Raw genomic sequence first — 18,902 nt, forward strand, 5'->3', positions numbered from 1 at the left:
GATGACGATCACGCGAAGAGACTTCCTCAATGGCGCTGCGCTGACCATTGCCGCGGGACTGGCGCCGGCGCAGCTGCTGCACGCGCAGCCGCGCGCGGGCGCGCCGTCCGCTGCCACGCCGTCCGCAGCCTATCCGCCGGCGCTGACCGGGCTGCGCGGCAACCATGCCGGCACCTACACGCTGGCCCACAGCCTGGCGCGCGAAGGCGCGAAGTATCCCGCGGTGCTGGCGCGGGAAGCCTACGACCTGGTGGTGGTGGGCGGCGGCCTCAGCGGCCTGGCGGCGGCATGGTTCTACCGGCGCCGCTTCGGTGCCAACCGCCGCATCCTGATCCTCGACAACCACGACGATTTCGGCGGCCACGCCAAGCGCAACGAGTTCACGGTGCGCGGCAAGCGGCTGGTGACCTATGGCGGCAGCGCCGAGATGCCGGCAAGCGCCGCCGGCGACGCCGCGGTGCGCGAGCTGCTGGCCGGGCTCGGGCTCGATGCCGCGCAGCCGCCCGCCGCCGTGGCCGCTGACCCTTATGCCGAACTCGGCATGGGCCGCGCGGTGTTCTTCGACGCCGAGCACTTCGGGCGCGACCAGTGGGTGGCGGGCGACCCCTTCGGCGAAGCGATCGACGCGCGCGGCGGCGCGCGCGCGGGCGGCCCCGATCCTGCGGCCTTGTCGCGCTTCCTCGACAGCGCGCCATTGCCCGCGGCGGACCGCGCCGCGCTGGCGCGGCTGGCCGCCGGCACTACCGATTACCTGCCGGCGCTGGCGGGTGCCGACCGCAGCGCGGCGCTGCGCACCCTGCGCTACGCCGCCTTCCTGCGCGACAAGGCCGGCATCGGCCTGGCCGGCCAGCGCTTCCTGCGCAGCCGCAGCGTCGATGCCTACGCGCTCGATGCCGACGGCATTTCGGTGGCCGACGCCATCGCCATCGGCTTGCCCGCCGGCGCCAACATGCCGGCGCCGGCGGGCAATGCGCGGCTGGGCAAGTCGCCCGCTTCGCGGCTGTGGTTTGCCGATGGCAATGCCTCGCTGGCGCGGCTGCTGGTGCAGAGCCTGATCCCGGGCGTGGCGCGCGTGGCCGCGCCGGCGCAAGTGGTATCGGCCGCGTTCGACTACAGCCGCCTGGATCGCGAAGGCGACCCGGTGCGCCTGCGCCTGAACAGCACCGCGATCGCGGTCGAGCCCGATGGGCCGATCACGCGCGTCACCTATGGCTTCAGCGGCAACCTGCATCGGGTCGAGGCGCGCCACGTGGTGCTGGCCGGCTACAACATGATGATCCCGTACCTGCTGCCGTCGCTGCCGGCGCAGCAGAAGGCCACGCTGCACAACGAGGCCAAGGCGCCGCTGGTCTATACCAAGGTGGCGCTGGACCACTGGCAGGCGTTTGCCGCGCTGCGCACGCGCCGCATCCATGCGCCCGCCATGCCCTATACCGATCTCTGGCTGGAGCCGCCCGCGGGCCGGGAGCCCTCCGATCCGGCGGTGCTGCACATGCTCTATGTGCCGACCGTGCCCGACAGCGGCATGCCCGCGCGCGACCGCTTCCGCGCCGGCCGTGCCTTGCTGCTGGGCACGCCGTTCGATGCGATGGAGCGCGACATCCGCGCGCAGCTCGACCGCATGCTCGGACACCAGGGCTTTGCCGCGAAGGACGTGATCCGCGGCATCACCGTCAACCGCTGGGCGCATGGCTACAGCTACATGCCCGACAGCCTGGCCGGCGAGATCGTGGCGCCCGACGCGGCGTGGCCGGGGCTGGCCGGCGTCGGCAACATCAGCATCGCCAACAGCGACAACGCCGGCAGTCCTTCGCTGACGGCGGCGGTGGCGCAGGGCAAGCGCGCCATCGAGCGGCTGCCCGGCTAGCGGCGGCTCAACCCTGGCGCGGCGGCGTCAGCGCGTCGATCTCCGCGTCCTTGGCCTCCCACTGGCGTGCCAGCCAATTGTGGAATTCGGTGCGGAAGGCCTTGTCACTGCCGTAGTCGGCGTTGCAGAAGGACGGCGGCACCGGCAACTGGCGCATCCGCACCAGCACCGGCCCTGCACGCCCGCAGGCAAGGTCCCAGAAGCCCGGAGCGCCTTGCGGGTAGACGATGGTGACATCGATCAGCGAGCGGAACTTGTCGCCCATCGCGTTCAGCGCCACCGCAAGCCCGCCGGCCTTGGGCTTGAGCAGGTGGCGGTAGGGGGAATCCTGCGCGGCGTGCTTGGCCGCCGTAAAGCGCGTGCCTTCGGCAAACACCATCACGCTGGTCGGCACCAGCGAAAACTTGGCGCAGGCGCGCCGCGCGGTTTCCTGGTCCTGGCGCCGCAACGCCGGATTGCGGCGCAGCTCGGCCTTGCCGTGGCGCTTCATGAACGGGAAGTCCAGCGCCCACCAGGCCAGGCCGATCACCGGCACATAGATCAGCTGCTGCTTCAGGAAGAACTTCAGCAGCGGGATGCGCCGGTTCAGCGCCCGCTGCAGCACGAAGATATCGGCCCACGACTGGTGGTTGCAGTTGACCAGGTACCAGTCGGCATAGCGCAGGCCCTCGTGGCCCCGGATGTCCCACGGTTCGCGCTGGATCCACGCGAACCAGCCGGTGTTGCAGGAGATCCAGGCGGTGGCGATGCCGTTGAGCAGCGGGTCGATGCGCCGCCTGGCCGCGGCGAACGGCAGCGCCAGCTTCAGCAGCGCCAGCGGAAACAGCAGCGCGCACCAGAACAGCGTGCTGGCGATCAGCAGGGTCCAGCTGAGAATGCCGGTGACAAAGGCGAAGCGGCCGCGCGGCACCAGCGCCCGGCGGCGTAGCGGCACGGCGGGCGTGGCGGGGGTGGCGGAGGTGGGCTGGCTGGCGTCGGGGGAAGCGGGGGATGCGGAGGAAGAAGAGGGCAACGTCGTCATGGCCGCCAGTTTGCAGGCAGGAAAGGAATTGGAGCTTGCGCTTGATCAACGCGGACGCTGGCGCGAGGGTATCTCAAGTCGACGGTGATGCCTTCAGAACACCAGCGTCGCCGTGCCCATGAAGGTGTTGGTGCTCTTCAGCCGGTTCTTGCTCGCCACCGACGGCACCCAGCGCAGGCCCAGTGACAGCAGGCTTTTGGCGCCGACCTTGGTGTCGTAGGTGACGATCGGGCCCACCGCCCAGTCGTGGCCGCGGAAACCGTTCAGGCGGTCCGCCAGCGGGCCGCTGTCGTCGCCCAGCTGCTGCGTGGTGCCGGCGATCAGCCCCACGCCGGCGCCGTTGGCAAAGCGCTTGAGCAGCATCGTGTCGAGCGTGAACAGCGGCGCGTTTTGATAGTCGGTGGCGTGGTTGCGAGTGTAGAACTGGATGCCGGCGACGGCATCGAACTCGAGCCCGTGTTCGGGGAACAGCTTGGTGTAGGCCACCTGCGGAATGAAGGTCCAGTTGTTCAGGCTGGGGTTGGCCAGGGCGTTGGCGTCGTACTTGCCGGTCGGCGCCCACACGTTCAGGCTCAGCGCCACGTGTTCGGTCTTGGAAAAATGGTACCCAGCGATGACCGGCGCAAACGAGATGTCGAACAGGTTCGAGGCGGTGTCCTGGGTGCTGAGGCCGCGGCCGCCAACGGCAAGATTGGCCGTGACCTTGGTCCACACGTAGGGCAGCGTGAAACTCGAGGCAAAATTCCAGGCGCCGGTATCGGTGTCCCACACCTTCATGATGGTCGCCAGGGTAAAGGCGATCTTGCCGTCCACGCCGGCCGAGGCCTTGCCCGCGACCGGCACGGTGCGGCTGCCGCCGATCGAGCCGTCGAGGTAGATCTCGCCGACGTTGACGATCAGCGCTGGCTCCGGCGACACGATCCCCGCATTGGGGATCACGCTGGTGCCGGTCACGGGGCGCCCCAGCGCGCCTTCGGTCGCGTGGGCGGCGGCGCAGGCAAGGAGCAGGGGGGCTGTCATGGCAAGCCGGTGTGCGATGGTCTTTGGCATAGGCATCAACGGGAAGGGCAGAGCGGGCAGGGCGCGTGGTCTCGGCCCCGCCTCAGGCAATGTCGCGGTGAAGACATGTAACCGCCTGTTTATCGAGTTTGCATACTAGCAGCAAACCCCCCCGTCACTGCCAGCGCGCCAACACACGAAAATTTTCATCACGGCCTCGCAAATATTTACTTCACAAGCCTGAAACCGCTCTGCGATGATGCTGACGCCATATTTGAACGGCGATGGTAACGATTTGATTCAGGGCGGTGTCCGGGAATGATTTTATTCATGCAGAAAACCAGGCTTGCTGCGGTCTGCGTGGCTTCCATCGTGCCGACATTTGCCTCTGCCGCCGGCCCGTCGACGGCTGACATGAATGCGTCAAACAATCCGCTGAGCCCCACGATTACCCTGAACCTTCAGGATCAGTACGTGGGCCGCTACTACGGGCTGGGCGACGAAGACGGCAACAGTGTGCTGCTGCGCGGCACCGTTCCGCACAAGCTGTTCGGACTGCCACAGATCCTGCGCTTCACCCTGCCGGTCGTCAGCACGCCCAACATTGCACCGGATGGCAGCAAGACCGGGCTGGGCGACCTGAACCTGTTCAACCTTGTGCTGGTAAAGGGCCTGGGCATGGAATGGGGCATCGGCCCCCAGTTGACCATTCCCACCGCCTCGCGCGACCAGACCGGCACCGGGAAGTGGCAGGCGGGGTTTGCCGGAGTGGGTATAGCACCGCAGAAATGGGGCATGCTTGGCGGGTTGGTGACCTGGCAGCATTCCTTTGCCGGAGAAGGGGACCGGCCCACGCAGGACACCCTGACCGCGCAGCCGTTCATTATCTATAACCTGCCGCAGGGCTGGTACCTGCGCAGCAGCGCGACCTGGAATTTCGATCTCAAGCGCGGTAACTATTACATTCCGGTCGGTATCGGCGCCGGCAAGATCTGGAAAATCGGCAAGGACACCTACAACCTGTTCGCCGAACCCCAATGGACGCTGAAGCATGATGGCAACGGCGTACCCAAATTCCAGGTATTCATGGGGCTGAATATCCAATTCCCGATTTAGCACGAGCGGCGACGCAAAGGCCGGCGCAAGCCGCTGATCCGTCCCGCCATGAACAGACGCCTTGCCGCGCGATCGGCCCGGATGTGGCCCATAGCAAGGACCAGAACGCTTTCTATATCCAGGTGGGCAGCGCCTGGCGCTGAGGCGGTCCGATACGAAGAAAAACTAAATTCTCTGTCCGCGGAAATCATAAAAAGCTGACTTCTGATTGCCGTACCCATCTGAGATCATTGTTTTCGCTGATCTGCGCAGTGTTTTGCATACAGAGACAATGGAATGAGCGGACCACGTGATAGCGGCAATCCCGGTGCAGGCCCCGCGGCCCTGGCGGCCGGACGGCGTGGCAGGCGGGCCTGGCTGCTGGCAAGCCTGCTCGGTGTCGGGCTCGCGGCCGGCCTTGGCGGCAGCTACTGGTATCTGGAGGGACGGACCCCGGCCGCGCCCGCGATTGTCATCGGCGATGGCAAGAATGGCCCCGCCGGCATGGTGCGCGTGCCGGGCGGCGAATTCCTGATGGGCAGCGACAGCAAGATGGCGCAGCCCAACGAAAAGCCGGCGCACAAGGTGCGCGTGCATGCGTTCTGGATGGACCAGCACCACGTCACCAACGCGGAATTCCGCAAGTTTGTCGAAGCCACCGGCTATGTCACCACCGCCGAGCGCGCGCCAGACTGGGAAACGCTGCGCGTGCAGCTGCCGCCCGGCACCCCGCGCCCGCCCGACAGCGCCATGGTCGCGGGCGCCATGGTCTTCGTCGGCACGCCGCGGCCGGTGCCGCTGCAGGATTACTCGCGCTGGTGGCGCTATGTGCCCGGCGCCGACTGGCGCCATCCGACCGGCCCCGGCAGCTCGATCGAGGGCAAGGACAACCACCCGGTGGTGCAGGTCTCATACGAAGACGCACAGGCCTATGCCAAGTGGGCCGGCAAGCGGCTGCCGACCGAAGCGGAATGGGAGTTCGCCGCGCGTGGCGGGCTCGAGCAGGCAACCTATGCCTGGGGCGAGCAGTTCGCCCCCGACGGCAGGCAGATGGCCAATGTCTGGCAAGGCCAGCAGAACCAGCCGTTCCCCGTGGTCAGCCCCAAGGCCGGCGGCGCGCTGGGCACCAGCCCGGTCGGCACCTTCCCGCCCAACGGCTACGGCCTCGCCGACATGACCGGCAATGCCTGGCAGTGGGTCGCGGACTGGTACCGCGCCGACCAGTTCCGGCGCGAGGCTGGCAAGGCACAGCCGATCGAGAACCCGGCGGGCCCGCTGGCATCGTGGGACCCATCCGAACCGGGGGTGCCGGTCAACGCGCCCAAGCGCGTCACCCGCGGCGGCTCGTTCCTGTGCAACGAGGATTTCTGCCTGAGCTACCGCCCCAGCGCACGGCGCGGCACCGATCCCTTCAACAGCATGTCGCACCTCGGCTTCCGCCTGGTGATGGACGAAAGCCGCTGGGCGGAAATGCAGCGGCGGCCGCCGGTGGCGATGGCCGGGCCCGCCCACCCTGCCGCGCGCTGACGAGGCGCGCGGAGCACGATTCTTTCCAGCAGCACAACCCGCGTCAGGAGCGAGCAATATGACCATGGCAGCGCCCCCCGCAATCCTTGCCAGCCGCACGCGCAATGCCATCGCCGCGCTGGCGCTGGCCGGCCTGGTGCTGGCCGGCTGCTCGACCTCCGCGACCGCGCCGGCGGCGCAGGATGCGGCCGCGCAGTCGGTGCTGACGGCACAGTCGGCACAGTCGGCGCTGCCGTCGTGGCGCGACGGCGCGGCCCGGCAGGCGCTGCTGAAATTCGTCGCCGACGTGACGCGGCCGGGCTCGCCAAGCTTCGTGCCGCCCGAGGAGCGCGTGGCCGTGTTCGACAACGACGGCACGCTGTGGAGCGAGCAGCCGCTGTACTTCCAGTTCTTCTTCCTGCTCGACCAGATCCGCGCCGCGGCGCCGCAGCATCCGGAGTGGCGCAGCAACCCGGCCTTCAAGGCGCTGATGGCCAACGACATGCAGGGCCTGATGCGCAACGAGAAGCAGTTGGCGGCGCTGATCGCCAGGGCCAACAGCGGCATGACCGTCGACGACTACGACCGCACCATTCGGGACTGGCTGGCAAAGTCCCGGCATCCCAAATTCAACCGGCCTTACACCGAACTGGTGTACCAGCCGCAGCTGGAGCTGCTGTCCTACCTGCGCGCCAACGGCTTCAAGACCTACATCGTCTCGGGCGGCACCATCGACTTCATGCGGCCGTGGAGCCAGGCCATCTACGGCATCCCGCCCGAACAGGTGATCGGCTCCTCGCAGGCGGTGCGCTACCAGGTGCGCGACGGCAAGCCGGTGCTGGTGCGCGACCCCAAGCTGGATTTCATCGATGACGGGCCGGGCAAGCCGGTCGGCATCTACCGCCATATCGGCCGCCGGCCGATCCTCGCCGTGGGCAACTCCGACGGCGACCTGCAGATGCTGGAGTACACCACGGGCGGCGAGGGCCCGCGCCTGGCCGTGCTGGTGCATCACGACGATGCCGAGCGCGAGTTCGCCTATGACCGCCAGTCCAAGGTGGGCAAGCTCGACAAGGCGCTTGACGCGGCCCGAGTCAGGGGCTGGACGGTGGTCAGCATGAAGCGGGACTGGCAGCAGGTATATCCGGCCGGCAAGCCATGACCACACGTATCAGCAGCAAACCAGCAGCAAACCGACCGTAACGGGTCAATGAACGGAGGCGGGACATGCACAGAGTTGAAGAACGCATAGTCAGGGGGCGGAGTTCCAGGCTGGCGATGCTGGCCGTGGCCGCCATGGTGGTCGCGGTGGCAGGCTGCGACAAGAAGGAAACCCCGCCCAAGGCGCAGCAGCCGGCGGCGCAGGCGCCTGCCGCGACGCCGGCACCGAGCGCGGCCGCCCCGGTGCCGGCCCGCGAGAATCCGCCGGTGGCGACCAGCGCCCCGGTTGCCGCGGCCTCCGCACCCGCGCTGGCGGCACCGGCCGCCTCCGGCAAGAAGCCGAACATCCTGGTGATCTTTGGCGATGACATCGGCCAGACCAACATCAGCGCCTACAGCCATGGCGTGGTGGGTTACCGCACCCCTAACATCGACCGCATTGCCCAGGAGGGCATGCTGTTTACCGACTACTACGGCGAGAACAGCTGCACCGCCGGCCGCTCCACCTTCATCACCGGTGAAGTCGGGCTGCGCACGGGCTTGCTGAAGGTCGGCATCCCGGGCGCGCCGGTCGGCCTGCAGGCGCAGAACGTGACCATTGCCCAGGCGCTCAAGCCGCTGGGCTATGCCACCGGCCAGTTCGGCAAGAACCACCTGGGCGACCGCAACGAGTACCTGCCCACCGCGCACGGTTTCGACGAGTTCTTCGGCAACCTCTATCACCTGAACGCGGAAGAGGAGCCGGAGCGCCCGTACTACCCGAAGAACGACGAGGCCTGGGTCAAGGCCAACGCGCCGCGCGGCGTGATCCACTCCTTTGCCGATGGCAAGGTCCAGGACACCGGGCCGCTGAACCGCAAGCGCATGGAGACCATCGACGACGAGACCACGACGGCGGCGATCGGCTTCATGGACAAGCAGGTGAAGGCCGACAAGCCCTTCTTCGTGTGGATGAATACCACTCGCATGCACGTGTTCACCCATGTGCGCGAGTCGATGCGGGGGCAGAGCGGCATGCCCGGCAACGAGTATGCCGACGGCATGATCGAGCACGACGGCCACGTCGGCAAGCTGCTCAAGGCGCTCGACGACCTGAAGATCGCCGACAACACCATCGTTATCTACAGCACCGACAATGGCCCCAACCAGTTCAGCTGGCCGGATGCCGCGACCACGCCGTTCCGCAGCGAGAAGGACACCAACTGGGAAGGCGCGTTCCGGGTGCCGGCGATCATCCGCTGGCCGGGCCGGATCAAGCCCAACACGGTGTCCACCACGATGATCTCCGGGCTCGACTGGTTCCCGACGCTGCTGGCCGCGGCCGGCGATACCGATATCAAGGAGCGCCTGCTCAAGGGCACCAGCATCGGCGGCAAATCGTTCAAGGTGCATCTGGACGGCTACAACTTCCTGCCCTACCTGACGGGGCAGACCAACACCGGGCCGCGCCAGGACTTCTTCTACTTCAACGATGACGGCCAGCTGGTGGCGATGCGCCACAACGACTGGAAGTTCGTGTTCTGCGAACAGCGCCAGCCGGGTGGCTTCCAGGTCTGGGCCAACCCGTTCACCTGCCTGCGGGTGCCCAAGGCATTCAACCTGCGCATGGACCCCTATGAACGGGCCGATACGGTGTCCGACCAGTACTACGACTGGACCGCGAAGAACGCCTACATGATCAGTTATGCGTCCTCGCGGGTGGCACCGTTCCTCCAGTCGTTCAAGGACTATCCGCCCAGCCAGCGTCCGGCGAGCTTCACCATCGACCAGATGACCGAGGCGGTGATGTCGTCGCTCGACAGGGGCGCGGCCGGCGGCAAATAGCCTCCGGCGTGACCGGCCAGCCGGCTTGCGCTGCAGGGGCCGGCTGGCCCATTCCACAGGAATCGCACCATGGTAGAAGCGCGCGCCGGCGCAGGTTCCGGCAAGGATAAGGTGCGGCATGCGGCGGCCACGAATGGGCAGGGCGCCCGGGCCGCCGCACCGGCGGGGCAGGACAAGCTGGCGTGGCATGACGCCGCGCTGGTGCCTGCCCTGCTGCTTTTTGCCTCGGGCACCGCCGGGCTGGTGTTCCAGGTGCTGTGGATCCGGCAGCTCGCGCTGGTGGTGGGCGTCGAGGTACACGCCGTCACCACCGCCGTAAGCGCATTCTTCGGTGGCCTGGCACTGGGCGGCTGGGTCTTCGGCCGCATCGCCGACCGCCAAGGTGAGCCGCTCCGGCTGTATGCGTGGCTTGAAATCGCGGTGCTGGTGCTGGCCATCGGCGCGACGCTGGCACTGGCGCGCGCCGCCGCGCCGTTTGCCTGGCTGGAAGACAGGGTGGGCCTGCTGGCGTGGGCGTTGCCGTTCGTGCTGGTGATCCTGCCGGCGGCCGCGATGGGCGGCACGCTGCCGGTGCTGATGCGCGTGCTGGGCTCGCGCCCGGGCCGCGTTGGCACCCACGGTGGCCGGCTGTACGCCGCCAACACTGCCGGCGCGATCGCCGGCACGCTGCTGGCGGGCTTTGTGCTGGTGCCCGGGCTTGGCGTCCTCGGCAGCGCCATCGCGGCGGGCCTGCTCAACGGCGTCGCGGCGCTGGCAGCGTGGCTGCTGGCGCGGCGGGCACCGCGCCCGTCCGCTCCCGCCAGCGCCCACGCATCGCACGATGCCGCAGCCGCCGGCGATGTCGCCAACGGCCGGCTCGCGCTGCTGCTGTATGCCGCCGCCGGCGGCATCGCGCTGGGCTACGAGGTGGTCTGGTCGCAGGCCATCGTGCAGTTCCTCAGCACGCGCACCTTCGCCTTCACCGTAGTGCTGGCCACCTATCTGGCCGGGCTCGCCATCGGCAGCGCGCTGGCCGCGCGCCATGCCGACCGCGTGCGCGACCCGTGGGGCGCCTTCGGCCTGCTGGTGGCGGCGGCCGGGCTGGTGGCCTTGCTCGAATTCGTGCTGCTGGGCGAATGGTTGCTGCACGCGCAGGGCAGCCTGTCGGCGTGGGTGCAGGGCCTGACCGCGAGCCCGCTGCTGGCGGCGTGCGCGCGCTTTGCGCTGGCGGCGCTGACGGTGGTGTTCGTGCCGACCCTGCTGCTGGGTGCGGCGTTCCCGTTCGTGCTGCGCGTCAGTGTCGACAGCCGGCGCATCGGCGCGGGCGTGGGCAGCGTGATCGCGCTCAACACGCTCGGCGGCATCGCCGGCACGGCACTGGCCGGCTTCGTGCTGGTGCCGTACCTGGGACTGGTGCGTACGCTGTCGCTGCTGGCGGTCGCCGCGGCGGTGGTCGGCGTGGTGGCGGTGGCGCTTGGCAGCGGGGTGCGGCCGGCGGCGCGCTGGGCGGTGCCGATGCTGGGCGTGCTGGCGGTGATCGCCGCCGCGCTGGCGCCGCCGGACCGCCTTGCCACGCTGCTGGCGCGGGCGCGCGGCGGCGAACTGGTGTTCTACGAGGAAGGGCGCGGCGCTACCGTGGCGGTGGTCGAGCAAAGTTCCGCCACCAACCGGTTCAGGCGCCTCTATATCCAGGGCGTGTCCAATTCCGGCGATGCCATGACTTCGCAGCGCTATATGCGGCTGCAGGCGCTGCTGCCGTTGATCGTGCACAACGGCGCGCCGAAGTCGGCGCTGGTGATCGGGCTGGGCACCGGCATCACGGCGGGCGCGACACTGGCGTGGCCGGGGCTGGAGCAGCGCGTGGTGGCGGAGCTGCTGCCGCCGGTCGCGCGCGCGGTGCCCAGCTTCAAGGGGAATTTCGGCGTCGCCACCGACCCGCGCGTGAAGATCCGCCTGCGCGACGGCCGGCGCGAGCTGCTGCAGAGCCCGCAGCAGTACGACCTGGTCACGCTGGAGCCGCCGCCGCCATCCGCCGCCGGCGTGGCCAACCTGTATTCGACCGATTTCTACCGGCTCGCGGCGGCGCGGCTGCAGCCCGGCGGCTTGGTGGCGCAGTGGCTGCCGCTGTCGACGCAGAACGACGCCGATACGCGCATGCTGGTGCGCAGCTTCCTCGACGTGTTCCCGCACGCCACGCTGTGGACCACCGAGCTGCACGAGATGCTGCTGGTCGGTTCGATGTCGCCGCTGGCGCTGGATCTGGCGCAGGTCCGCGCGCGCTTTGCCCAGCCCGAGGTCGCCGCCGCGCTGCAGGCGGTCGGCGTGCGCTCGGCGGCGGCGCTGCTGGCCACCTGGGTAACCGACCGCGCCGGGCTGGACTGGTATGCGGCCGACGCCCCGCCCGTGACCGACGACCGCCCCCGCATCGAGTACGCCGGCTGGGTCCGCCCCGATGCCTTCCCGGAATCGTTGTCGAGGCTGCTGTCGCTGCAAAGCGAACCGCCGCTGGCGGGCGCCGACGATGCCTTCTGGCGCGAGCTGCGCCACGAGCGCGAGATCCTGCATACGTTCTACCGCGCCGGCCTCGACGCCTATCGCGGCGACCGCGAGGCGTGGGCCAGCCATATCACGCAGGCCATGCGCGCCGACCCTGACAATCCCTACTATGCGTGGTTCGTCGGCGGCCAGGCCCGCCGCACCCCGGCGGCATCAGAGAACACCCCGGGCAACACCCCAAGGAACGCCCCATGAGCACACGCGACGAGGTCCTCGCCCTGCAGCAGCGCATGGGCGAATCGATCGTGGGCCAGCAGCGCATGATCGAGCGCCTGCTGCTGGGTCTGCTGGCGGACGGCCACCTGCTGGTCGAAGGCCTGCCGGGGCTGGCCAAGACCCGCGCCATCAAGATGCTGGCGCGCAACCTCGATGCGCGGCTGTCGCGGATCCAGTTCACGCCGGACCTGCTGCCGGCGGACATCACCGGCTCGGAGATCTACTTCAGCGAAGGCGGCAAGGGCGAGTTCCGCTTCCAGCCTGGCCCGGTGTTCGCCAACCTGGTGCTGGCCGACGAGGTCAACCGTTCGCCGGCCAAGGTCCAGGCGGCGCTGCTGGAGGCGATGGAAGAGCGCCAGGTCACCGTCGGCGGCACCACCCACAAGCTCGAGCCGCTGTTCCTGGTGATGGCGACGCAGAACCCGATCGAGCAGGAGGGCACCTATCCGCTGCCCGAGGCGCAGATGGACCGCTTCCTGATGCATGTCAGCGTGGGCTATCCGGAAGCGCAGGCCGAGGCCGACATCGTCAGGCTGGCGCGCGCGGAAGAGGCGGGCGGCGCGGCGGCTGGCGCCAGCGCTCCGGTGCGGCTCGCCCCCGAGGCCATCTTCGCCGCGCGCGCAGCCATCCATGGCATCCATGTCAGCGAGGCGGTCGAGCGCTACATCGTCGCGCTGGTGCAGGCCACGCGCGCGCCCAAGCTTGTCGACGACGACCTCGACAAGTGGATCCAGGTTGGCGTGAGCCCGCGCGGCTCGATCGGGCTGGACAAGGTGGCGCGCGCGCATGCATGGCTGCACGGGCGCGACTTCGTCACGCCCGAAGACGTGCAGGCCGTGGTCGGCGATGTGTTCCGGCATCGGCTGATCCTGTCGTACGAGGCGCATGCCGCCGGCGTCGGCGCCGATGCCGTGATCGAGCGCCTGGTGCAGCAGGTGGCGGTGGCCTGAACCAGCCTCAAAATCGCGAGGGCCTCCCATGCGCCTGCCATTCCGCGCCATCGCCCGCGCCGCTCCGGCGGCGGCGCACGCGCCGTCTTCGCAGGCGGCGGCCGGTGTCAGCGTGGATGCCGCGGCGCTGGCCCGGCTGGAGGTGGCCGCGCGCGACTTCCATTTCCTGCCGCGCCAGCCGGTGCACAGCGTGCTGGCCGGGCGCCATGCCTCGCGCGTGCGCGGGCGCGGGCTGACCTTCGAGGAGTTGCGCTTGTACCTGCCCGGCGACGATATCCGCAGCATGGACTGGCGCGTGACCGCGCGCACCGGCCGGCCCCATGTGCGCGTCTACACCGAGGAAAAGGACCGCCCGGTGCTGCTGGTGGTGGACCAGCGCATCAACATGTTCTTCGGCAGCCGCCGCGCGATGAAATCGGTCAGCGCGGCCGAGGCGGCGGCGCTGGCCGCGTGGCGCGTGCTTGCCGAAGGCGACCGCGTCGGCGGCATGGTGCTGGGCGACGACCGCATCGAGGCGTTTGCGCCGCGCCGCAGCCGCGACGCCGTGCAGCAACTGCTGGGCGGCATCGCGCGCTTCAACCAGGCCCTGCGCGCCGACGCGCCGGCGCGCCGCGCCGCGGGCCAGCTCAACGCGGCGCTGGAGCGCACCGCGCGCATGGCGCGCCATGACTGCCTGGTGATCGTCGTCAGCGATTTTGACGGCCATGACATCCGCACCCGCGACCTGATGCTGGCGCTGGCGACGCACAACGACGTGCTGACCGTCCTGGTCCACGACCCGTTCCTCGGCGCGCTGCCGGGCTCGGGGCAGCTGGTGGTCAGCGACGGCGAGCTGCAGGTCGAGCTGGGTTTCGGCCATGCCGCCACGCGGCGCGGCATCGCCGAGTTTGCCGATGCCCGCGCCCGGGCGCTACTGGACTGGCACCACGCCATGGGCGTGCCGCTGCTGCCGCTGTCCGCCGCCGAGGAGACCGCGCCACAGTTGCGCCGGCTGCTGGGCCGGCCGCTGCAGCAGGCACCGGTGCGGCAACGCGCGGGGGCGGCGCGATGAGCCTGACCCACAGCGCCGCCCCGGCGACCTTAGCAACGCTGGCCGACCTCGCCATGCCGCCGCCGCCGTCGTGGATGCCGCAGACCATCGGCTGGCCGATCGCCGGCGGCGTGCTGCTGCTGGCGCTGGCCTGGGCCGGCTGGCGCGCGTGGCGGCGCTATCGCGCCAACCGCTACCGGCGCGAGGCGCTGGCGCAACTGGCGGCGCTGCCGCAGGACCCGGACCCCGCACAGCGCGCCGCGGCCTTGCGCGCGATGGCGGCGCTGCTCAAGCGCACCGCGCTGGCGGCGTGGCCGCGCGCGCAGGTAGCCAGCCTGGCCGGCGCCGGCTGGGCCGATTTCCTGCGGGCGCACGCGGGGCGGGCCCAGGATGTCGCGCCTCAGCTGGGCGCGCTGGTACAGGACGCCGAGTACCGCGACGACGCCGCGCTGGCGCAATGGCCGGATACCCAGGTGCGCGCCGTGGCCGCGGCATGCCGGCGCTGGATCGCGGAGCACCATGTACCAGTTTGAATATCCGTGGCTGTTCGCGCTGCTGCCGCTGCCCTTGCTGCTGTGGTGGTGGCTGCCGCCGTACCGCGAGGAAAGCCCGTCGGTGCGGCTGCCGTTCTTTGGCGAGGTCGCCAGTGCCGCCGGACTGACGCCGGCGGCCGGCGCCGTGGTGCCACGCCGCAACCGGCTGCAATGGGTGCTGGCGCCGCTGGCGTGGGTGCTGGTGGTGACCGCGCTGGCGCGGCCGCAGTTCCTGGAGGCGCCGGTGCAGAAGGTGCAGCCGGCGCGCGACCTGCTGCTGGCGCTGGACCTGTCGCAGTCGATGGACACGCGCGACTTCCGCGATCCGTCCGGCGCGCTGATCCCGCGCGTGCAGGCGGTGCGGCAGGTGGTCAGCAACTTCGTGGCGCGGCGCCCGGGCGACCGCATCGGCCTGGTGGTGTTCGGCGATGCGCCGTACCCGCTGGCGCCGTTTACGCTGGACCACCAGCTGGTGCAGGCGCTGCTGGCCGACCTGCTGCCCGGCATGGCCGGACCGAGCACGGCGCTGGGCGATGCTATCGGCCTCGGCATCAAGCTGTTCGGGCACAGCGAAGCGCCGCAGCGCGTGATGATCGTGCTGACCGACGGCAACGACACCGCCAGCCGGATGCCGCCCGAGCGCGCCGGCGGCATCGCGCGCGAACGCAAGGTGGTGGTGCATACCATCGGCATCGGCGATCCCAACGCCGCGGGCGAAGCGAAACTCGACCTCGACGTGCTGCAGCGGCTGGCGGCGCAGACCGGCGGGCGCTATTTCTTCGGCGCCGACCAGGCCAGCCTGGAGCGCATCTACGCGACCCTTGACCGGATCACGCCGCATGACCAGAAGACGCTGTCGTGGCGGCCGCGGCGCGAGCTGTTCATGTGGCCGCTGGGCGCGGCGCTGGCGCTGGTGCTGGCGTACCAGCTGCTGATGTTCGGCTATTCGGCGTGGGTCGCGCGGCCCAGGCCACCTCGTGCCGACGTGGTGGAAGCGACGGAGGCGACGGACGCAGCGGACCCGCCGGGCGCGATGGCGGATGCCGCCGGGAGCAGGCGCTGATGCCGGCCTGGCTCGACCCGCTCGCCCACTTCCATTTCCTGCGTCCGTGGTGGCTGCTGGGGCTGCTGCCGGCCGCGCTGCTGGTGTGGGCGGTGCGGCGCCGCGGCGACGTGCGGCGGCGCTGGCGCGACACCATCGCGCCGCACCTGCTCGACGCGCTGATGCTAGGCGAACGCCGGCGCATGGCGCTGCGCCCGGTGCACCTGACCGCGCTGCTGCTGGCGCTGGGCACGGTGGCGCTGGCGGGCCCGAGCTGGCGCCAGGAACGCCCGCCGTTCCTCGACGACAAGGCGCCGCTGGCGATTGCCGTGGACCTGTCGCCGAGCATGGACGCGGTCGACGTCACGCCCACGCGGCTGGAGCGGGCCAAGCTCAAGATCAAGGCGCTGCTGGCGCGCCGCGACGGCGGCCGCACCGCCCTCTACGCCTATGCCGGCTCGACCCACCTGGTGCTGCCGCTGACCGATGACGCCAGCCTGCTGCAGACCTTCGCCGATGCGCTGCAGACCCGCATCATGCCGGTGCCCGGGCGCGACATGGCGCAGGCGCTGCGCGTGATCGACGCCGACCTGAAGCGCGAGCCGGTGCCGGGCACCATCCTGTTCCTGACCGACGGCGTCGACCCCGCCGCCGCGCCGGCGTTCCGCGCCCAGGCCGGCAGCGGCCGCAGCCAGCCGGTGGTGCTGGCGCTGGGCACCGAGCAGGGCGGGCCACTACGCGATGCCGCGGGCGGCTTCGTCGAGCAGGACGGCGCGCGCGTGTTTGCGCGGCTCGATGTGAAAGCGCTGGAGCGCTTCGGCGATGACAGCGGCGTGCCGGTGGCGACCTTCACGCCGGACAGCGACGACGACGTGGCCTGGGTGCAGCGCCACGTGCAGTCGCATCTCGAGCAGATGCAGGCCGGCGACCGCACCCGCTGGAAGGACGAGGGCTGGTGGCTGGTGCCGCCGCTCGCGCTGCTGGCGATGCTGTGGTTCCGCAAGGGCTGGACCGTGCGCTGGAGCGCGGGCCTGCTGCTGGCGCTGGCGCTTGCCGCACCGCCCGAGGCGCAGGCGCAGTCATCCGCGCCAGCCACGCAAGCTGACGCGGTACGCCCATGGCGCTTCGTCGACCTGTGGCTGACCCACGACCAGCAAGGCCGGCGCGCCTTCGAGCAGGGCGATTTTGCGCGCGCAGCGACGCTGTTCGACGACCCGATGTGGCGCGGCATCGCCCAGTATCGCGCCGGCCAGTACGCGCAAGCGGTGCAGAGCTTCGCGTGGGTCGATTCCGCGCAGGCCGACTACAACCAGGGCAATGCGCTGGCGCGGCAGGGCCAGTACCAGCAGGCCGCCGCGCGCTACCGCCAGGCGCTGAAGCGACAGCCGCAGTGGCCAGAGGCAAGCGCCAACCTGGCGCTGATGGAAAAGCTGCTGGCGCAGCAGTTGCCCAAGGAAAAGCCGGATCCCGACGACGGCGAAGAGCCGCCCGACCTGCCGCCGGACCAGGTCAAGTACGACGCCGCGAAGCCGTCGGCGCCGGGCGGCAAGTCGCTGCAGGTGGTGCTGGCGCAGGACGCCGAGATGTGGATGCGCGCGATCCAGACCACGCCGACCGACCTGCTGCAGCGCAAGTTCGCGCTGCAGCACGGGCAGGCGGCGCCGGCGCAGGGCGCGCGATGAGGCGCCACGCCATGCCATCTCGCGCGTGGCTGCGGCGCGCCGTGCCGCTAGTGCTGCTGGCGGCGTGCCTTTGCCCCTGGCTGGCGCAGGCGGCCGCCGGGCCCATCGTCCGTGTCGACGTGGGCGCGCGCCAGCCGGTGCTGGTGGGCCAGCAGGTCGGCATCGACGTCACCATCCTCGCGCCCAACTATTTCCTGTCGGCACCCGAGTTCCCGCCACTCGCGGTGCCGGGCGCGGTGGTCACCTTGCCCGACGCGCGCGCCGTGAATTCCACCGAGACCATCGACGGCGTGGCCTATGCGGGCATTCGCAAGACCTACGCCTTCACTGCCGAGCAGGATGGCGAGTTCCGGCTGCCGGCCGCGACCATCCGCGTGACCTACGCCGGCGACGACGGCGCGCCGCGCGAGGGCAGCGTCACCTTGCCGCTCACCACGATCCTGGCCGGCACGGGCGGCACCGGCACCGCGGCGGCGGGTGCCACAGCCGGCCGGCGCTTGTTGCCGGTGGCGCGGCTCAGCGTGACGCAGGCGCTGGACCACAATCCCGACCACGGCGTGGTCCGGCTGCATGCGGGCGATGCGCTGGTGCGCACCGTCACCACCTTTGCGCCGCAGACCCAGGCGATGATGATCGTGCCGCCGCATGCCGCGTCGCCGCGCGGCGTGCGCATGTTTCGCGCGGATGCGCGGCTGTCCGATCAGGCCCAAGGCGACCAGGCTCAAGAAGCGCCGGGCCCGGGCGGCACGCGCGTCGATACGCTGACCTATGTGTTCGAGCGGCCCGGCACCTATACGCTGCCCGCGGTCACCGTGGACTGGGTCGATCCCGCCACGCGCCGGCCCGCCAGCTCCGCAGCGCCAGCGGTGAAGGTCGAGGTGGCCGCCGCGCGCGACGCCGGCGCGCTGGCGCCGGGCGGGCCGCCGGCCGGCGCGCTGCGGGGCGAGGGCGGGCTGCCGTGGCGCATGCTGCTATGGGCCGCGGGCGCGCTGCTCGGCGCTGCCGTGCTGGCGCCGCTGTGGCGGCAGCTGCGGCCGCGCCTGACGCGCTTGCGGCAACGCCGCGCCGAGCGCCGCCGCGCCCGCGCCGAGGGCGCCGATGCCCGGCTGGCGGCCACGCTGCGGGCCTGCCGCGCGGGGGATGCGGCCGCCGCCAGCCAGGCGCTGGGCGGCTGGACCCGCGCAGCCCACGGCACCACGCCCGCGGCCTGGGCCGAAGCCGCCGGCGATGCCGCGCTGGCCGACGCCGTCACCGGCCTGCAGCGCCATCTCTACGGGGCGGTGCCGGTCCCGTCCGCCTGGGACGGCAACCCGCTGGCACAGGCGCTGGGCCGCCACGCCGGGCCCGCCCCGCAGCGCCCGCGCCGGGCCGCGCCGGCGCTGCCACCGCTCAATCCCTGATCCCCCTGATCCAGCCGCTCTCACGAACCCAGCCCGCGACC

Annotated in this window: 14 protein-coding genes; 12 read left to right on the top strand and 2 right to left on the bottom strand. The window is 70.6% G+C overall.

Annotation, left to right across the window (positions count from 1 at the left end; genetic code table 11):
- Position 1 precedes the first annotated feature (1 nt).
- Positions 2 to 1,867 (top strand): NAD(P)-binding protein, encoded by a 1,866-nt coding sequence (locus tag ACEI37_RS18770; RefSeq protein WP_373380156.1) that lies wholly within the window; start codon positions 2 to 4, stop codon positions 1,865 to 1,867.
- Between the two features lie 7 nt (positions 1,868 to 1,874).
- Here the strand turns inward: ACEI37_RS18770 and ACEI37_RS18775 are convergent, their stop codons facing one another.
- Together ACEI37_RS18775 and ACEI37_RS18780 are read right to left on the bottom strand one after the other, a co-directional pair.
- Positions 1,875 to 2,777: an acyltransferase gene (locus ACEI37_RS18775; RefSeq protein ID WP_373380278.1), complete on the bottom strand. Its 903-nt coding sequence runs from the start codon at positions 2,775 to 2,777 to the stop codon at positions 1,875 to 1,877.
- A gap of 204 nt (positions 2,778 to 2,981) precedes the next feature.
- The gene (locus ACEI37_RS18780; protein WP_373380157.1) at positions 2,982 to 3,938 is read right to left on the bottom strand and encodes a transporter; all 957 of its coding nucleotides are present in this window, start codon (positions 3,936 to 3,938) and stop codon (positions 2,982 to 2,984) included.
- A gap of 279 nt (positions 3,939 to 4,217) precedes the next feature.
- On the opposite strand from ACEI37_RS18780, the gene ACEI37_RS18785 reads away from it, so the two are divergent.
- The 11 genes from ACEI37_RS18785 (at position 4,218) to ACEI37_RS18835 (ending at position 18,861) form a co-directional block, all read left to right on the top strand.
- The gene (locus ACEI37_RS18785; protein WP_373380158.1) at positions 4,218 to 5,003 is read left to right on the top strand and encodes a hypothetical protein; all 786 of its coding nucleotides are present in this window, start codon (positions 4,218 to 4,220) and stop codon (positions 5,001 to 5,003) included.
- A gap of 276 nt (positions 5,004 to 5,279) precedes the next feature.
- Complete coding sequence (locus ACEI37_RS18790; protein ID WP_373380159.1) at positions 5,280 to 6,509, top strand: formylglycine-generating enzyme family protein; 1,230 nt, start codon at positions 5,280 to 5,282, stop codon at positions 6,507 to 6,509.
- A gap of 58 nt (positions 6,510 to 6,567) precedes the next feature.
- Positions 6,568 to 7,650 (top strand): HAD family hydrolase, encoded by a 1,083-nt coding sequence (locus tag ACEI37_RS18795; protein ID WP_373380160.1) that lies wholly within the window; start codon positions 6,568 to 6,570, stop codon positions 7,648 to 7,650.
- Between the two features lie 65 nt (positions 7,651 to 7,715).
- Complete coding sequence (locus tag ACEI37_RS18800; protein WP_373380161.1) at positions 7,716 to 9,473, top strand: arylsulfatase; 1,758 nt, start codon at positions 7,716 to 7,718, stop codon at positions 9,471 to 9,473.
- A 69-nt stretch (positions 9,474 to 9,542) separates the two neighbouring features.
- Positions 9,543 to 12,203 carry a fused MFS/spermidine synthase gene (locus ACEI37_RS18805; protein WP_373380162.1) on the top strand — a complete coding sequence of 887 codons (2,661 nt, stop codon included), beginning with the start codon at positions 9,543 to 9,545 and terminating at the stop codon, positions 12,201 to 12,203.
- Positions 12,200 to 13,174 carry an AAA family ATPase gene (locus ACEI37_RS18810; RefSeq protein ID WP_373380163.1) on the top strand — a complete coding sequence of 325 codons (975 nt, stop codon included), beginning with the start codon at positions 12,200 to 12,202 and terminating at the stop codon, positions 13,172 to 13,174. The genes ACEI37_RS18805 and ACEI37_RS18810 overlap by 4 nt, the downstream gene beginning before the upstream one ends.
- A gap of 28 nt (positions 13,175 to 13,202) precedes the next feature.
- Complete coding sequence (locus ACEI37_RS18815) at positions 13,203 to 14,225, top strand: DUF58 domain-containing protein (protein WP_373380164.1); 1,023 nt, start codon at positions 13,203 to 13,205, stop codon at positions 14,223 to 14,225.
- Positions 14,222 to 14,737: a DUF4381 domain-containing protein gene (locus tag ACEI37_RS18820; protein ID WP_373380165.1), complete on the top strand. Its 516-nt coding sequence runs from the start codon at positions 14,222 to 14,224 to the stop codon at positions 14,735 to 14,737. Before ACEI37_RS18815 ends, ACEI37_RS18820 begins: the two co-directional genes overlap by 4 nt.
- Positions 14,724 to 15,800: a VWA domain-containing protein gene (locus ACEI37_RS18825; protein WP_373380166.1), complete on the top strand. Its 1,077-nt coding sequence runs from the start codon at positions 14,724 to 14,726 to the stop codon at positions 15,798 to 15,800. Before ACEI37_RS18820 ends, ACEI37_RS18825 begins: the two co-directional genes overlap by 14 nt.
- Positions 15,800 to 17,461 carry a VWA domain-containing protein gene (locus ACEI37_RS18830; protein ID WP_373380167.1) on the top strand — a complete coding sequence of 554 codons (1,662 nt, stop codon included), beginning with the start codon at positions 15,800 to 15,802 and terminating at the stop codon, positions 17,459 to 17,461. Before ACEI37_RS18825 ends, ACEI37_RS18830 begins: the two co-directional genes overlap by 1 nt.
- An 11-nt stretch (positions 17,462 to 17,472) precedes the next feature.
- Positions 17,473 to 18,861 carry a BatD family protein gene (locus ACEI37_RS18835; RefSeq protein ID WP_373380168.1) on the top strand — a complete coding sequence of 463 codons (1,389 nt, stop codon included), beginning with the start codon at positions 17,473 to 17,475 and terminating at the stop codon, positions 18,859 to 18,861.
- Positions 18,862 to 18,902 lie beyond the last annotated feature (41 nt).

Source organism: Cupriavidus nantongensis, from assembly GCF_041726985.1.
GTDB classification, from domain to species: Bacteria; Pseudomonadota; Gammaproteobacteria; order Burkholderiales; family Burkholderiaceae; genus Cupriavidus; species Cupriavidus nantongensis_A.

Bases quoted from the DNA above. Each gene is read 5' to 3' on its own strand.
- ACEI37_RS18770 (WP_373380156.1), top strand. From the start codon at position 2: ATGACGATCACGCGAAGAGACTTCCTCAATGGCGCTGCGCTGACCATT.
- ACEI37_RS18780 (WP_373380157.1), bottom strand. From the start codon at position 3,938: ATGCCAAAGACCATCGCACACCGGCTTGCCATGACAGCCCCCCTGCTC.
- ACEI37_RS18785 (WP_373380158.1), top strand. From the start codon at position 4,218: ATGCAGAAAACCAGGCTTGCTGCGGTCTGCGTGGCTTCCATCGTGCCG.
- ACEI37_RS18790 (WP_373380159.1), top strand. From the start codon at position 5,280: ATGAGCGGACCACGTGATAGCGGCAATCCCGGTGCAGGCCCCGCGGCC.
- ACEI37_RS18795 (WP_373380160.1), top strand. From the start codon at position 6,568: ATGACCATGGCAGCGCCCCCCGCAATCCTTGCCAGCCGCACGCGCAAT.
- ACEI37_RS18800 (WP_373380161.1), top strand. From the start codon at position 7,716: ATGCACAGAGTTGAAGAACGCATAGTCAGGGGGCGGAGTTCCAGGCTG.
- ACEI37_RS18805 (WP_373380162.1), top strand. From the start codon at position 9,543: ATGGTAGAAGCGCGCGCCGGCGCAGGTTCCGGCAAGGATAAGGTGCGG.
- ACEI37_RS18810 (WP_373380163.1), top strand. From the start codon at position 12,200: ATGAGCACACGCGACGAGGTCCTCGCCCTGCAGCAGCGCATGGGCGAA.
- ACEI37_RS18815 (WP_373380164.1), top strand. From the start codon at position 13,203: ATGCGCCTGCCATTCCGCGCCATCGCCCGCGCCGCTCCGGCGGCGGCG.
- ACEI37_RS18820 (WP_373380165.1), top strand. From the start codon at position 14,222: ATGAGCCTGACCCACAGCGCCGCCCCGGCGACCTTAGCAACGCTGGCC.
- ACEI37_RS18825 (WP_373380166.1), top strand. From the start codon at position 14,724: ATGTACCAGTTTGAATATCCGTGGCTGTTCGCGCTGCTGCCGCTGCCC.
- ACEI37_RS18830 (WP_373380167.1), top strand. From the start codon at position 15,800: ATGCCGGCCTGGCTCGACCCGCTCGCCCACTTCCATTTCCTGCGTCCG.
- ACEI37_RS18835 (WP_373380168.1), top strand. From the start codon at position 17,473: ATGCCATCTCGCGCGTGGCTGCGGCGCGCCGTGCCGCTAGTGCTGCTG.